The 14463-nt window shown below is 61.0% G+C and carries 11 protein-coding genes; 3 read left to right on the top strand and 8 right to left on the bottom strand.

The window, feature by feature from the left end; all coding sequences use genetic code 11:
- Window positions 1-68 precede the first annotated feature (68 nt).
- The 8 genes from gcvP to arcD (SOP95_RS17860) form a co-directional block, all read right to left on the bottom strand.
- Window positions 69-2918, bottom strand: coding sequence for an aminomethyl-transferring glycine dehydrogenase (gcvP, locus tag SOP95_RS17895; RefSeq protein WP_323607802.1), 2850 nt, complete (start codon window positions 2916-2918; stop codon window positions 69-71).
- Window positions 2919-2928: 10 nt separating this feature from the next.
- Window positions 2929-3312 carry a glycine cleavage system protein GcvH gene (gene gcvH / locus SOP95_RS17890; RefSeq protein WP_180204325.1) on the bottom strand — a complete coding sequence of 128 codons (384 nt, stop codon included), beginning with the start codon at window positions 3310-3312 and terminating at the stop codon, window positions 2929-2931.
- A gap of 457 nt (window positions 3313-3769) precedes the next feature.
- Window positions 3770-5278, bottom strand: coding sequence for a sigma-54-dependent transcriptional regulator (locus SOP95_RS17885; protein ID WP_323607801.1), 1509 nt, complete (start codon window positions 5276-5278; stop codon window positions 3770-3772).
- 202 nt (window positions 5279-5480) lie between these two features.
- Window positions 5481-5843 (bottom strand): DUF5064 family protein, encoded by a 363-nt coding sequence (locus tag SOP95_RS17880; protein WP_274078115.1) that lies wholly within the window; start codon window positions 5841-5843, stop codon window positions 5481-5483.
- Window positions 5844-5855: 12 nt separating this feature from the next.
- Window positions 5856-6785, bottom strand: coding sequence for a carbamate kinase (gene arcC, locus SOP95_RS17875; protein WP_323607800.1), 930 nt, complete (start codon window positions 6783-6785; stop codon window positions 5856-5858).
- 187 nt (window positions 6786-6972) lie between these two features.
- On the bottom strand, window positions 6973-7983 hold the full coding sequence (locus SOP95_RS17870) for an ornithine carbamoyltransferase (RefSeq protein WP_274078117.1): 1011 nt from the start codon (window positions 7981-7983) through the stop codon (window positions 6973-6975).
- A 69-nt stretch (window positions 7984-8052) separates the two neighbouring features.
- Window positions 8053-9309, bottom strand: a complete 1257-nt coding sequence (gene arcA / locus SOP95_RS17865) for an arginine deiminase (RefSeq protein WP_323607799.1) — start codon at window positions 9307-9309, stop codon at window positions 8053-8055.
- Window positions 9310-9342: 33 nt separating this feature from the next.
- The gene (gene arcD, locus SOP95_RS17860) at window positions 9343-10770 is read right to left on the bottom strand and encodes an arginine-ornithine antiporter (protein ID WP_274078119.1); all 1428 of its coding nucleotides are present in this window, start codon (window positions 10768-10770) and stop codon (window positions 9343-9345) included.
- Between the two features lie 443 nt (window positions 10771-11213).
- Here arcD (SOP95_RS17860) and arcD (SOP95_RS17855) point away from each other — a divergent pair, with 443 nt between their 5' ends.
- The 3 genes from arcD (SOP95_RS17855) to SOP95_RS17845 form a co-directional block, all read left to right on the top strand.
- The gene (gene arcD, locus SOP95_RS17855) at window positions 11214-12641 is read left to right on the top strand and encodes an arginine-ornithine antiporter (RefSeq protein WP_323607798.1); all 1428 of its coding nucleotides are present in this window, start codon (window positions 11214-11216) and stop codon (window positions 12639-12641) included.
- Window positions 12638-13501 (top strand): DNA-3-methyladenine glycosylase family protein, encoded by an 864-nt coding sequence (locus SOP95_RS17850; protein ID WP_323607797.1) that lies wholly within the window; start codon window positions 12638-12640, stop codon window positions 13499-13501. Before arcD (SOP95_RS17855) ends, SOP95_RS17850 begins: the two co-directional genes overlap by 4 nt.
- A gap of 686 nt (window positions 13502-14187) precedes the next feature.
- The coding region (locus SOP95_RS17845) for a PAAR domain-containing protein (RefSeq protein WP_323607796.1) at window positions 14188-14463 on the top strand (276 nt) is incomplete at its 3' end.

The raw sequence follows: 14463 nt of genomic DNA, 5'->3' as shown, positions 1-14463 counted from the left end.
AAGCCAGCTCCTACAGGGGGGAGCGGTGTTCGTGGAAGTGGGGGCGGGTAAACCCGCCCCCTATTCGTTTAAGCGTAGCTTTCGATCGATGGGCAGGCGCAGACCAGGTTGCGATCACCGAAGACGTTGTCCACACGACCGACCGGCGGCCAGTATTTGCCTTCGATCAGCGACGCTACCGGGTAAACCGCTTGCTCACGGCTGTACGGGTGCGACCACTCGCCGACCAATTCCGCCGCGGTGTGCGGAGCGTTCTTCAGCGGGTTGTCGTCCTTGTCCAGCGTGCCGTTTTCCACTGCGCGGATTTCTTCGCGGATGCGGATCATGGCGTCGCAGAAGCGGTCCAGTTCTTCCTTGGATTCGCTTTCGGTCGGCTCGATCATCAGGGTGCCGGCCACCGGGAAGGACATGGTCGGGGCGTGGAAGCCAAAATCGATCAGGCGCTTGGCCACGTCATCGACGCTGATGCCGCTGCTGTCTTTCAATGGGCGCAGGTCGAGGATGCATTCATGCGCGACCAGGCCGTTGCTGCCGGTGTACAGCACTGGGTAGTGCTCTTCCAGGCGACGGGAAATGTAGTTGGCGTTGAGGATTGCCAGCTGCGAAGCACGCTTCAGACCGGCGCCGCCCATCATGCGGATGTACATCCAGGTGATCGGCAGAATGCTCGCGCTGCCGAACGGTGCCGCGCAGACCGCGCCTTCCTTGCGTGCCATTTGCGCATGGCCTGGCAGGAACGGGGTCAGGTGCGACTTGACGCCGATCGGGCCGACGCCCGGGCCGCCACCGCCGTGAGGAATGCAGAAGGTCTTGTGCAGGTTCAGGTGCGACACGTCGCCGCCGAACTTGCCCGGGGCGCACAGGCCGACCATGGCGTTCATGTTGGCGCCGTCGATGTACACCTGGCCGCCGTGGTCGTGGATGATGCCGCAGATTTCGCGGATGCCTTCCTCGAACACGCCGTGGGTCGACGGGTAGGTGATCATCAGCGCGGCGAGGTGTTCGCGGTGCTCGATGGCCTTGGCGCGCAGGTCTTCGATGTCGACGTTGCCGCGGGCGTCGCAGGCGGTGACCACGACACGCATGCCGGCCATCTGCGCGGTGGCCGGGTTGGTGCCGTGGGCCGAGGACGGGATCAGGCAGATGTCGCGGCGGTCTTCGCCACGGCTCTGGTGGTAGGCGCGGATGGCCAGCAGGCCGGCGTATTCACCCTGGGAACCGGCGTTCGGTTGCAGCGAGATCGAGTCGTAGCCGGTGGCGGCGCAGAGCATCGCTTCCAGTTCATCGGTCAGTTGCTGGTAGCCGGCGCTTTGCTCGGCCGGGGCGAACGGGTGCAGGGCGCCGAATTCAGCCCAGGTCACCGGGATCATTTCGCTGGCGGCGTTGAGTTTCATGGTGCACGAGCCCAGCGGGATCATGGTGCGATCGAGGGCCAGGTCCTTGTCGGCGAGCTTGCGCAGGTAGCGCATCAGCTCGGTTTCCGAGTGGTAGCGGTTGAACACCGGGTGGCTGAGGATTGGCGACTGGCGCACCAGGGCGGCTGGAATGGTGCTTTCAACAGCAGTAGCCAGCGCAGCGAAGTCCGGTAGGGTCTTGCCAGCAGCGAATAGCGCCCACAGGGTTTCCACATCGGCCTGGGTGCTGGTTTCATCCAGGGACAGGCCCAGGCGATCGCCATCGACCACGCGCAGGTTGATCTGCTGGGCATGGGCCTTGTCGTGCAGGGCGGCAGTTTGCGCGCCGGTGTTCACCGTCAGGGTGTCGAAGAAGTTTTCTTGCTCGACGTTCAGACCGATCGCTTTCAGGCCTTGGGCCAGAATCGCAGTCAGGTGATGCACACGCTGGGCAATCTGCGTCAGGCCCTTCGGACCGTGATACACGGCGTACATGCTGGCGATGTTGGCCAGCAGCACCTGCGCGGTGCAGATGTTCGACGTGGCCTTCTCGCGGCGGATGTGCTGCTCGCGGGTCTGCATCGCCAGGCGCAGGGCCGGCTTGCCGAAACGGTCGACCGAGACACCGACCAGACGCCCCGGCATGTCGCGCTTGAACGCGTCCTTGGTGGAGAAGTAGGCCGCGTGCGGGCCACCGAAGCCCAGCGGCACGCCGAAACGTTGCGCGCTGCCGATGGCCACGTCGGCGCCGAATTCGCCCGGCGGGGTCAGCAGGGTCAGGGCCAGCAGGTCGGCGGCCACGGCCACCAGGGCGTTGGCGGCGTGCAGGCGCTCGGTCAGTTCGCGGTAGTCGAACACGTCACCGTTGCTCGCCGGGTACTGCAGCAGGGCGCCGAAGAACGGCGTCACGTCCGTCAGTTCGCGCTCGTCGCCGACCACCACGTCGATGCCCAGCGGCTCGGCACGGGTGCGCAGCACGTCGAGGGTCTGCGGGTGGCAATGCACGGAGGCGAAGAACTGGTGGCTGCCCTTGTTTTTGCTCAGGCGCTTGCAGAAGGTCATGGCTTCGGCGGCGGCGGTGGCTTCGTCGAGCAGGGAGGCGTTGGCGATCGGCAGGCCGGTGAGGTCGCTGATCAGGGTCTGGAAGTTCAGCAGGGCTTCGAGGCGGCCCTGGGAAATTTCCGGCTGGTACGGGGTGTAGGCGGTGTACCAGGCCGGGTTTTCCAGGAGATTGCGCAGGATCGGCGACGGCGTGTGGGTGCCGTAGTAACCCTGGCCGATGAAGGTCTTGAACAGTTGGTTCTGGCCGGCGATGCCTTTGATCATCGCCAGGGCGTCGGCTTCGCTCAGGCCGTCTTCCAGGCCGAGCACGCTGGTGCCCTTGATGCTGTCGGGGATGACGCTGGCGCTCAGGGCTTCGAGGGAATCGAAACCGAGGGTGTTGAGCATGGCCTGCTCGTCACCGGCGCGGGGGCCGATGTGGCGGGCGATGAATTCGTTGGCAGTGCTGAGATTGATAGTCATGGCGGGCTCCTCAGGCTTCGGCTTGGGCTTTGATCAGGCGGTCGTAGGCGTCCTGATCCAGCAGTTGGCCGACAGCGGCAGCGTCAGCAGGCTGGAAGCGGAAGAACCAGCCTTCGCCCAGCGGGTCTTCGTTGACCAGCTCAGGGCTGGCGTCCAGCGCCGGGTTCACTTCCAGCACTTCTCCGTCCAGTGGCATGTACACGCCGCTGGCGGCTTTTACCGATTCCACGGTGGCGGCTTCTGCGCCTTTGTCGTAGGACTGCAGCTCCGGCAGTTGTACGAAAACCACGTCGCCCAGTGCGTTCTGCGCGAAAGCGGTGATGCCGACGGTGACGCTGCCGTCAGCTTCGGTGCGCAGCCATTCGTGATCTTCAGTAAAACGCAACTCGCTCATGGAAACTCCTAAGGGGGCCAGACTCGTCTGGTGGACGCGATTGAAGGCTGGGGCAATGCCCTGATTTATGGAGGGTTACTAAGCAAGAACGCGGCCAATCTTGTTTTATTGTTATAAAACAATAAGTTAGATTATTTTGTGGTGCGGCCAGATGCGTGGAGTGTAGCGAAATCGCTACAGCTGCGGCAGAAGAAAAAAGCTGAAGGGGATCAAAGCCTTGCGCAGGGCTGGTCGCAGAGGGGTGTAGCGATATCGTTCCGCTGTAGCGCTTTCAGTACAGGTGGAGGTCGCTTTTGGAGAGAAGATTCCATGCCGGACTCAAAACCTGTGGGAGCCAGCCTGCTGGCGATATGGCCCTCACATTCAACATCACTGTTGTCTGTAAGACCGCTATCGCCAGCAGGCTGGCTCCCACATAGGTTTGTATTGGCAGGGAGAGCTATTTCAGGTCCGAGGATTACGGCTTATTGGGAATGCCGTACTTGCGCAGTCGATGGGCGATGGCGGTATGCGAGGTCTGCAGGCGGTTAGCCAGTTGCCGCGTCGAGGGATAGCTGACGTAAAGCTTTTCCAGCAGGGTCCTCTCGAACTCATCCATGGCCTGTTCCAGGCTGTCGATTTCGTGGTCGCTCTGGCGCGCCACCGAGGTGCCGGCGATGTCGAGGTCGCCAATGTCCACCAGGCTGCTTTCGCAAATGGCCGCGGCACGGAAGATCACGTTTTGCAGTTGCCGCACGTTGCCCGGCCAGCGGTTGCCGAGCAACGCCGGGTAAGTGCCCGGTGCCAGGCGGCAGACCGGGCGCTGGATCTGTGCACAGGCCTGCTGCATGAAATAACGGGCCAGCAGCAAAATGTCCTGGCCCCGTTCGCGCAGGGGCGGGACTTCGACATTGAGCACATTGAGGCGGTAAAACAGGTCTTCGCGGAACAAACCTTCGCTGACCATTTTTTCCAGGTCGCGGTGGGTCGCGCTGAGAATCCGCACATTGACCTTTACCTCACGATCACCGCCCACCCGACGGAAGCTGCCATCGTTGAGGAAACGCAGCAACTTGGCCTGCAAGTACGGTGACATCTCGCCGATCTCGTCAAGAAACACCGTGCCCTGGTTGGCCAGTTCCATCAGCCCCGGCTTGCCGCCCCGTTGCGCGCCGGTGAAAGCGCCGGGGGCGTAGCCGAACAGCTCGCTTTCGGCGAGGTTTTCCGGCAATGCCGCGCAATTCAATGCCAGGAACGGTGAACTGTGCCGTGCACTGATAGCATGGCAAGCCCGGGCCACCAGCTCCTTGCCGGTGCCGGTTTCGCCCTGGATCAACAGGGGCGCATCGAGGGCCGCCACCCGTTGCGCGCGCACCTTGAGCGTGCGAATCACCGGCGACTCGCCCAGCAGCGCATCGAAACCTTCGGCGTGATCGTGGTGCAATGCCGAGAGGCGTTCGCCGATGCGGTTCGGTTGATACAGGGTCAGCAGGGCGCCAGCGTCAGTGATGGGCGTGGCGTCCAGCAACAACGTCTGGCCGTTGAGGGTGATTTCCCGCAGCGGCAGGCGAAAGCCCTGTTCGAGCAACGCATCGAGCAGCGCCGGGTCGGCAAACAGCTCGGCGATACTTTCACCGGCCGGCTCGCGGCCGTACAGGGCAATCAACGCCGGGTTGGCCAGCAACACCTTGCCGGCACTGTCCAGCGCCAGCACCGGGTCGGTCATCGCCGCAAGCAGTGCATCGAGCTGCAAGTGCCGACGCTGTCCGGGAAGAATGTCGACCACGGTCATCGCTTGCACGCCACGCACGCTCAGCAGCGCATCGCGCAGTTCCTCGAGCACTTGCGGGCTCAGGGTCGGTGCATCGATGTAGACGTTGGGCGGGACCATTTCCACCGCATCCAGGTTGAGATTGCGTCCACCGAGCAGGGCCAGGACTTCCTGGGTGATGCCGACTCGATCGATGAAGCTGACGTGGATACGCATGGGGCGGTTTTGGGTTCTGGCGTGCGGAGGGTGGCAAGTATGCCTTGGAGCAGGGGGTAAGGTGAAATCCGGCGCAGGACTTCAGGTCAGCGATGATCCCTGTGGGAGCGGGCTCGCTCGCGAAAGCGGTCTGACATTCGACATTGATTGTGACTGACACACCGCCTTCGCGAGCAAGCCCGCTCCCACAAGGGTACGTGGGTTATTCGAAGTGCTCGGGGTTCACCGGGTCGCCGGATTTCATATTCAACTGCTCACGGATGTCTTCAAACATCAGATCGTAATGCTTGTGCACCGAGCCGATCTGGCTGTGTGATTTCGGAATTCCGTACTTCTCGGCAATTCTCGTCACATCCCGGGCGAAGTTGTAGGCCTCCTCCTTGGGCAGGAAAAAGGTCTCTGTCATGTCCTTGCCCTGAAGGCTGCCATGCATGGTGAACTGGATGCCTTTTTCACCTTTGTCATTCTTGCTGACTTCATAGTCGAGGTGCACGTTGTAGCTGACATCGTCCGGTGTCAGCGCATGACGCTCAATGTGCAAGTGACCTGGCTCAAACTGTGCCATGGGCGTCTCTCCTTACGAGTAGGTAATACCAGGTGTTGCCGTGCTGATGCGCGTGCCGGCGGTGCCCTGGACGATCGCTTCGATATCCGCGAGTGAGCCGATCACCGCGACCTTTCCAGTATGGCGCGCGAATTCGCAGGCTGCCTGCACTTTCGGTCCCATGGAGCCGGCCGCGAAGCCGAGTTTTTCCATTTCGTCCGGGTGCGCCTGGGTGATGCTTTTCTGGGTCGGTTTGCCGAAGTCGACAAACGCGGCGTTGACGTCAGTGGCGATCACCAGCAGATCGGCCTCAAGCTGTTCGGCCAGCAGCGCCGAGCACAGGTCCTTGTCGATCACCGCTTCGACGCCTTCAAGCTTGCCGGGCGCGGTGTACATGGTGGGGATGCCGCCACCGCCGGCGCAGATCACGATGCTGTTTTTTTCCAGCAGCCACTTGATCGGGCGGATTTCGAAGATGCGCTTGGGTTTGGGGCTGGCGACCACACGGCGATATTTGTCGCCATCGGGGGCAATGGCCCAGCCTTTTTCAGCGGCCAGTTTTTCGGCTTCGTCCTTGGTGTAGACCGGGCCGATGGGTTTGGTCGGGTTCTGGAAGGCCGGGTCGTTGGCATCGACTTCGACCTGGGTAAGCAGGGTGGCGAAGGGCACTTCGAAGTCCAGCAGGTTGCCCAGTTCCTGTTCAATGATGTAGCCGATCATGCCTTCGGTTTCGGCGCCGAGCACGTCCAGCGGGTAAGGCGACACCGAGGTGTAGGCCGCCGCCTGCAGCGACAGCAGGCCGACTTGCGGGCCATTGCCGTGGGCGATGACCAGTTGGTTGCCGGCATGGATCTTGGCGATCTGCTCGGTGGCGATCCGGATATTGGCGCGCTGGTTGTCCGCGGTCATGGGTTCACCCCGGCGGAGCAGGGCGTTACCGCCCAGAGCAACGACGATACGCATGGTGCATGTCCTTCTAGAAGAGAAGTAAGCGGGCGACTCGGTCTGTCGATGGAACCCTGATCCCTGTGGGAGCGAGCCTGCTCGCGATGGGATCGCCGCGGTCGGTCAGATGCACCGCGGCGCTGCCATCGCCGGCAGGCCAGCTCCCACATTGACCCAGGTCCTTCAGTGGGAGCCGAGTGGGCCGTTATAGGTCAGCCAGGGTCGACACCAGAATCGCCTTGATCGTATGCATGCGATTCTCCGCTTGCTCGAAGGCGATGCAGGCCGGCGACTCGAAAACGTCATCGGTCACTTCGATGCCGTTCTTCAGGTTCGGGTACTGCTCGGCAATCTGCTTGCCGACCTTGGTGTCGCTGTTGTGGAACGCCGGCAGGCAGTGCATGAACTTGGTGCGCGGGTTGCCGGTGGCTTTCATCAGTTCGGCATTCACCTGATACGGCAGCAGTTGCTGGATGCGCTCGGCCCAGGCTTCCACCGGCTCGCCCATCGACACCCAGACGTCGGTGTGGATGAAATCCACGCCCTTGACCGCCGCTTTCGGGTCTTCGGTGAGGGTGATGCGCGCACCGCTTTCTTCGCCGTACTTCTTGCAGCGGGCCACCAGGTCGTCCAGAGGCCACAGGGCTTTCGGCGCGCAGATGCGCACGTCCATGCCCAGCTTGGCGCCGATCAGCAGCAGCGAGTTGCCCATGTTGTTACGCGCATCGCCAAGGTAGGCGTAGCTGATCTCGTGGATCGGCTTGTCGGCGTGTTCACGCATGGTCAGCACGTCGGCGATCATTTGCGTCGGGTGATATTCGTCGGTCAGGCCGTTGAACACCGGGACGCCGGCAAACTTGGCCAGCTCCTCGACGATTTCCTGCTTGAAGCCACGGTACTCGATGGCGTCGTACATGCGCCCGAGCACGCGGGCGGTGTCCTTCATGCTTTCCTTGTGGCCGATCTGCGAGGAGTTCGGGTCGATGTAGGTGACGTTGGCACCCTGGTCATAGGCCGCGACTTCGAACGCACAGCGGGTGCGGGTCGAGGTTTTTTCGAAGATCAGCGCGATGTTGTTGCCCTTGAGGTGTTGCTGTTCGGTGCCGGTGTACTTGGCGCGCTTGAGATCGCGGGACAGGTCGAGCAGGTAACGCAATTCGCGAGGCGTGTGGTGTTCCAGGCTCAGCAGATTGCGGTTATGGATATTGAACGCCATTTTGGATCTCCTAAGGTGTCGGGTATCCCGTTGGCCCGCACTGGGTCAGTGCGGGCCAAGGCTGATGGGTTAGTAGTCGATCGGATCGCGGATGATCGGGCAGGTCATGCAGTGACCGCCGCCACGACCGCGACCGAGTTCGCCGGCGCTGATGGTGATGACCTCCACCCCGGCCTTGCGCAGCAGGGTGTTGGTGTAGGTGTTGCGGTCGTAGCCGATGACCACCCCGGGTTCCACGGCCACCACGTTGTTGCCGTCGTCCCACTGCTCGCGCTCGGCCGCGAAACTGTTGCCGCCGGTTTCGACGACGCGCAGGGCCTTGAGGTTGAGGGCCTGGGCCACGGTGTCGAGGAAGTTGGTTTCTTCGCGGCGGATGTCGATGCCACCCGGTTTGCTTTCATCGGGACGCAGGGTGAAGGCGACGATCTGGTTCACCACTTCCGGGAAGATGGTCACCACATCGCGGTCGCAGAAACTGAACACGGTGTCCAGGTGCATCGCCGCGCGGGATTTCGGCAGGCCGGCGACTATGACTTTCTCCACGGCTTTTTTCTTGAACAACTCCACCGCCAGTTGGCCGATGGCCTGGCGCGATGAGCGTTCGCCCATGCCGATCAACACCACGCCGTTGCCGATCGGCATCACGTCGCCGCCTTCCAGGGTGGAGCTGCCGTGGTCCTTGTCCGGGTCGCCGTACCAGATTTCGAATTCGGCGTTGGTGAACTGCGGATGGAACTTGTAGATGGCGGTGGTCAGCAGGGTTTCCTGGCGACGCGCCGGCCAGTACATCGGGTTGAGCGTGACGCCACCGTAGATCCAGCAGGTGGTGTCGCGGGTGAATTGAGTGTTGGGCAGTGGCGGCAGGATGAAGCTGGAGTGGCCGAGGAATTCACGGAACATCTGGATGGTCTTGCCGCCGAAACTGTCCGGCAGATCATCGGCAGAGACACCGCCAATCAAGAACTCGGCGATATGTCGCGGCTCCAGGCTGCGCAGCCACGAACTCGTTTCATTGATCAGGCCCAGGCCCACCGAGTCGGCGGTGATCTTGCGCTCAAGAATCCAGTCCAGGGCTTCGGGGATGGCGACGATGTCGGTCAGCAGGTTGTGCATTTCCAGCACATCGACACCGCGCTCGCGCATCTTGGTGACGAAATCGAAATGGTCGCGCTTGGCCTGGGCCACCCACAGCACGTCATCGAACAGCAGTTCGTCGCAGTTGTTCGGGGTCAGCCGCTGATGGGCCAGGCCGGGTGAGCAAACCATGACTTTGCGCAGTTTGCCGGCTTCGGAATGGACGCCGTACTTAACTTTTTCCGTGGTCATTTCAGTGAACCTCCAGATGGCAAGACAGTCGTGTTACAGGGTCAGGAAGCCGTCGTAGAGACCGTAGGCCGCCACCAGGGCGCCGACGACCACCAGGGCGAAAATCAGCTTCTCGACATTGGTGAAAACCGGTTTCTTCAGTTCCAGCTTGGCCTTGGCGAACAGGATCACGCCGGGGGCATAGAGCAGGGCGGAGAGCAGCAGGTATTTGACGCCGCCGGCGTACAGCAGCCAGACCGCGTAGATCAGCGCCACGGCACCAATGATCAGGTCCTTCTGGCGCTCACCCGCCGCGCCTTCATAGGTTTCGCCGCGCACGGCCAACAGCAGGGCGTACGCCGCCGACCACAGGTACGGCACCAGGATCATCGAGGTGGCGAGGTAGATCAGCGACAGGTAGGTACTGGCGGAAAACAGCGTGATGACCAGGAAGATCTGCACCATGGCGTTGGTCAGCCACAGGGCGTTGACCGGTACCTGGTTGGCGTTTTCCTTGCGCAGGAACGCCGGCATGGTGTGGTCCTTGGCGGCGGCGAACATGATCTCCGCGCACAGCAGCACCCAGGACAACAACGCACCGAGCAACGAGATGATCAGGCCGACGCTGATCAGCACCGCCCCCCACTGGCCCACCACGTGTTCCAGCACGGCGGCCATCGACGGGTTCTGCAGCTTGGCCAGTTCCGGCTGGGTCAGGATGCCCAGCGACAGCACGTTCACCAGCACCAGGATCAGCAGCACGGTGATAAAGCCGATCACCGTGGCTTTACCCACATCGCTGCGTTTTTCCGCGCGCGCCGAGAAAATGCTCGCGCCTTCAATGCCGATGAACACCCACACGGTGACCAGCATCATGTTGCGCACCTGGTTCATCACGCTGCCCAGGTCCGGATTCTTCATGCCCCAGATGTCGGCGGTGAAAATGTCCAGCTTGAAGGCGAAAATCGCGATCAGCACAAAGAGGATCAGCGGTACGATCTTGGCGACCGTGGTCACCAGGTTGATGAACGCCGCTTCCTTGATCCCCCGCAATACAAGCAAATGCACGGCCCACAGCAACACGGATGCGCCGATCACGGCGGCGACGGTATTGCCCTCGCCAAATACCGGGAAGAAGTAACCGAGGGTGCTGAACAGCAGCACGAAGTAACCGACGTTGCCCAGCCAGGCACTGATCCAGTAACCCCAGGCCGAAGAGAAACCCATGTAGTCGCCGAAACCGGCCTTGGCGTAGGCGTAGACCCCGCCGTCCAGGTCGGGTTTGCGGTTGGCCAGGGTCTGGAACACAAAGGCGAGGGTGAGCATGCCGACAGCGGTGATCGCCCAGCCAATCAGAATGGCGCCGACATCGGCACTGGCCGCCATGTTCTGCGGCAGGGAAAAGATGCCGCCACCAATCATCGAACCGACGACCAATGCAACCAGCGCGCCGAGTTTGAGTTTTCCGGGAGCTTCAGACATTCCGTGACTCCATTGCAGGAGAAGTGAGACAGCAGACTAAGTCCGCCAGCCGAACGGTGGGCTGACTTAGATCAGTACAGGTCTACATTCCATTGTTAATAACTGAATGATTAGCTCGCACAAGGCCACAGCCTGTAATGCTTGTTCCAGAGGCCTCGTTGATTTTTTGTTGAAACTTTTTCGCATTCCCTGCGACTTATGAAGCTAGTTCGTTTTTTGCAATCCGCAAATTTTCGTCATGGGTTGTTAGAACTGAATTTCCTTACTAAAAAGTATTTATAAAGCGAAAAATTATATGGGACCCTTTTCGGTCATATTCCGCAGTTGAAGGGATGTTCGTTGGCGTTATCCAATAAACGTCATTACGCTTCATCCATTCAGTAAACGCAGGATATGTGACGATTTCGCGGCGACTGCCGCCCCTGGGAAACGGAGACACAGGCATGTCGCAATCGACGCAAAAGCTACGCCTTAGCGCACTGATCGCGCTGGTGGTGGGGTCGATGATTGGCGGCGGGATCTTTTCCCTGCCGCAGAACATGGCGGCCAAGGCCGACGCCGGTGCGATATTGATCGGCTGGGGAATTACTGCTGTCGGCATGCTCACCTTGGCCTTCGTGTTCCAGACCCTGGCCAATCGCAAACCGGAAGTGGATTCGGGGGTGTACGCCTACGCCAAGGCCGGTTTCGGCGACTACATGGGCTTTTCTTCGGCCTGGGGCTACTGGATCAGCGCCTGGCTGGGTAACGTCGGTTACTTCGTTTTGCTGTTCAGCACCCTGGGTTTTTTCTTTCCGGTGTTCGGCGAAGGCAACACCCCGGTCGCCATCGCCTGTGCCTCGGTGCTGCTGTGGACGGTGCACTTCGTGGTGATGCGCGGGATCAAGGAAGCAGCCTTCATTAACCTGCTGACGACCGTGGCGAAGATCGTGCCGCTGATCATGTTCATCGTGATCGCCGCCGTAGCCTTTAAAGCGGACGTCTTTACCCGCGACATCTGGGGACGCAGCAACCCGAGTTTCGGCGGCGTGATGGACCAGGTACGCAACATGATGCTGGTCACGGTGTTCGTGTTCATCGGCATCGAGGGCGCCAGCGTCTACTCGGCGCGCGCCGAGAAACGTGCGGACGTGGGCCGGGCCACGGTCATCGGCTTTCTCGGGGTGCTGGCGCTGCTGGTGCTGGTCAACGTGCTGTCACTGGGCATCCTGAGCCAGCCGGAACTGGCCACCTTGCAGAACCCGTCGCTGGCCGCGGTGCTGGAGCATATCGTCGGCCCGTGGGGCGCGTTGCTGATCAGCATCGGCCTGGGGATTTCACTGTTGGGCGCATTGCTGTCCTGGGCGCTGCTGTGCGCCGAAATCCTCTTCGCCACGGCCAAGGACAAGACCATGCCGGCGTTCCTGACCAAGGAAAACGCCAACCATGTGCCGGTCAATGCGCTGTGGATGACCAACGTGATGATCCAGCTGTTCTTGCTGATCACCCTGTTCTCCGCCGGCACCTACACCAGCCTGATCTACCTCGCCTCGTCGATGATCCTGGTGCCCTACCTGTGGTCGGCGGCTTATGCGGTGCTGTTGAGCGGGCGCGGCGAAACCTACGAACACGCCTCCGCCGAACGGACCAAAGACCTGCTGATCGGCGGCGTCGCCCTGAGCTACGCGGTGTGGCTGCTGTATGCCGGCGGCTTGAAGTACCTGCTGCTCTCGGCGTTGCTCTATGCGCCGGGTGTGATCCTGTTCGCCAAGGCCAGGCATGAACAGGGCAAGCCTTTGTTCACCACCATCGAAAAGGGCATCTTTACCTGCGTCATCTGCGGTGCCGGGTTGGCGGCGTATGGGCTGTACAGCGGGGTGCTGCGGCTGTGAAGTTGCTGCTGGCGTTCGAGCCGCCCTATGACTGGCCGGCCATGCTGGGGTTTCTGTCGGCGCGGGCGATTGCCGGAATGGAACAGGTGGTCGACGGCACTTACTCGCGCAGCATCGGCTTGAACGGGGTTCACGGCACACTCTCGATCAAGCCTGCGACCGCAGACTCACTGGAACTGACCCTCGACTTTCCCGATGCGAGTGCCATACCCGAGATCGTCGCCCGGCTGCGGCGGATGTTTGATCTGGATGCTGACTTCATCACCATGCAACGGCACCTGGCGCTCGATCCACTGCTGGCAGGCCTGATTGCACACCATCCGGGGCTGCGCGTGCCGGGGACGTGGGATGGCCTGGAACTGGCGATTCGTGCGGTGTTGGGGCAACAGATTACTGTGGGTGCGGCCATCAAGCTGGCTGGGAAACTAGTGGCGCAGTACGGCGCGCCACTGACCTCGGCGCATGGCAGCTTGACCCATGTGTTTCCCGAGGCGACGGTGTTGGCGGCGGCGGACCTTGCGACGTTGGGAATGCCGAAAAGCCGTGGCCGCACGTTGTCGGGCGTGGCTCAGGCGTTGCTTGATGATCCTTTATTGTTTGAGCCTGGTCGGCAGGGTGGTGTGAAGCGGGTGCTGGCGTTGTATGGGGTTGGTGACTGGACGGCGCAGTACATCGCTCTGCGGCAGTTACGGGAGATGGATGGGTTGCCGAATGGGGATGTGGGGTTGATCAATGCGCTGGCGGCATTGGAGGGTGGGGCGGTGACGGCTCGGGATTTGTTGGCGCGGGCTGAAGGGTGGCGGCCGTATCGGGGGTATGCGGCGCAGTTGTTGTGGACCTCACTGAGTCGTTCAGATTGAGCGAGCTGTCCATTTTTTTCGTTGTAAACCGAAGGCATTCCCAGGCCCAAATACTAAAAAGCCCCGAAAAACTCGAGGCCAGTCCCAAATCCCGGCCACCACACAAAACCCCTGTGGGAGCCAGCCTGCTGGCGATAGCGCCAGCCCGACCACCGAAAATGCTGAAGCTGCCCCCAAACCCACCCACCCCTTCAAGTCTAAACATACAAGCGAGCCTGCTCGCGAAAACGCCAGCCCAGCCAACATCAATGCTGAATCAGCTACCACCCTCGCAAGCCACCCACACCCCACAGGCCTCAAACACTAAGCCTCAGCCCTCGCTCCCCGCCCGCTCGGACACCGGCGAACAAGCCCGATCCCGAGTAAGCCCCCTTACCGTATCCAATTATCTGACTTCGATGAGTAATGCGTTGGTGGCGAGAAGATGATGGAAGGGCGATAAGTTACTAATGTCTATTTTATTGATTTTTTTTACGAACCAAGCACGAATTGGTGTTTGTCCTTTCTCCATTTTCGTCGGCTTTTTCTGCACGGCTTGTGGGATCTTTCCTGATTTTCTCGACCATCTTGAGTTTCCTCTCTGTCCACGTACTTTGCGTTAAGCCACTCATCCCGAGTCGGCTTATCGATGGTTAACAGTGGTGCGCTTTTCATAACTGGGGCGCCAGCAGAGAGGGAGATCAAAAATGGCCAAAGGACATTTCATTCGCCTGGGTGACGACACCACTTGCGGCGGCAAGGTGTTGGAAGCCGACACACGCGTCATGATGTTTGGCATCGCCCATGCGCGTGAAGGCGACCGTGTTTCCTGCGGGAAAAACGACGAAACCTACAAGATCGTGGGAGGCGTCTCCTACATCAACAGTCATGGCAGGATCGTGGCGGGCTCGCTGGACAGCTACAGCACCTGCCCGTGCAGAGCCAGGTTGATCCCGTCGGTTTTTACTGCCACTTATGAGTCG

This window comes from Pseudomonas sp. YuFO8, from assembly GCF_035065025.1.
Classification (GTDB): Bacteria; Pseudomonadota; Gammaproteobacteria; order Pseudomonadales; family Pseudomonadaceae; genus Aquipseudomonas; species Aquipseudomonas putida_AE.
The sequence above is the reverse complement of the archived record's forward strand: the minus strand, read 5'-3'. Positions and strand labels throughout refer to the sequence as shown.

Coding starts and splice junctions, on each gene's coding strand:
- gcvP (WP_323607802.1), bottom strand. CDS start 2,918: ATGACTATCAATCTCAGCACTGCCAACGAATTCATCGCCCGCCACATC.
- gcvH (WP_180204325.1), bottom strand. CDS start 3,312: ATGAGCGAGTTGCGTTTTACTGAAGATCACGAATGGCTGCGCACCGAA.
- SOP95_RS17885 (WP_323607801.1), bottom strand. CDS start 5,278: ATGCGTATCCACGTCAGCTTCATCGATCGAGTCGGCATCACCCAGGAA.
- SOP95_RS17880 (WP_274078115.1), bottom strand. CDS start 5,843: ATGGCACAGTTTGAGCCAGGTCACTTGCACATTGAGCGTCATGCGCTG.
- arcC (WP_323607800.1), bottom strand. CDS start 6,785: ATGCGTATCGTCGTTGCTCTGGGCGGTAACGCCCTGCTCCGCCGGGGT.
- SOP95_RS17870 (WP_274078117.1), bottom strand. CDS start 7,983: ATGGCGTTCAATATCCATAACCGCAATCTGCTGAGCCTGGAACACCAC.
- arcA (WP_323607799.1), bottom strand. CDS start 9,309: ATGACCACGGAAAAAGTTAAGTACGGCGTCCATTCCGAAGCCGGCAAA.
- arcD (WP_274078119.1), bottom strand. CDS start 10,770: ATGTCTGAAGCTCCCGGAAAACTCAAACTCGGCGCGCTGGTTGCATTG.
- arcD (WP_323607798.1), top strand. CDS start 11,214: ATGTCGCAATCGACGCAAAAGCTACGCCTTAGCGCACTGATCGCGCTG.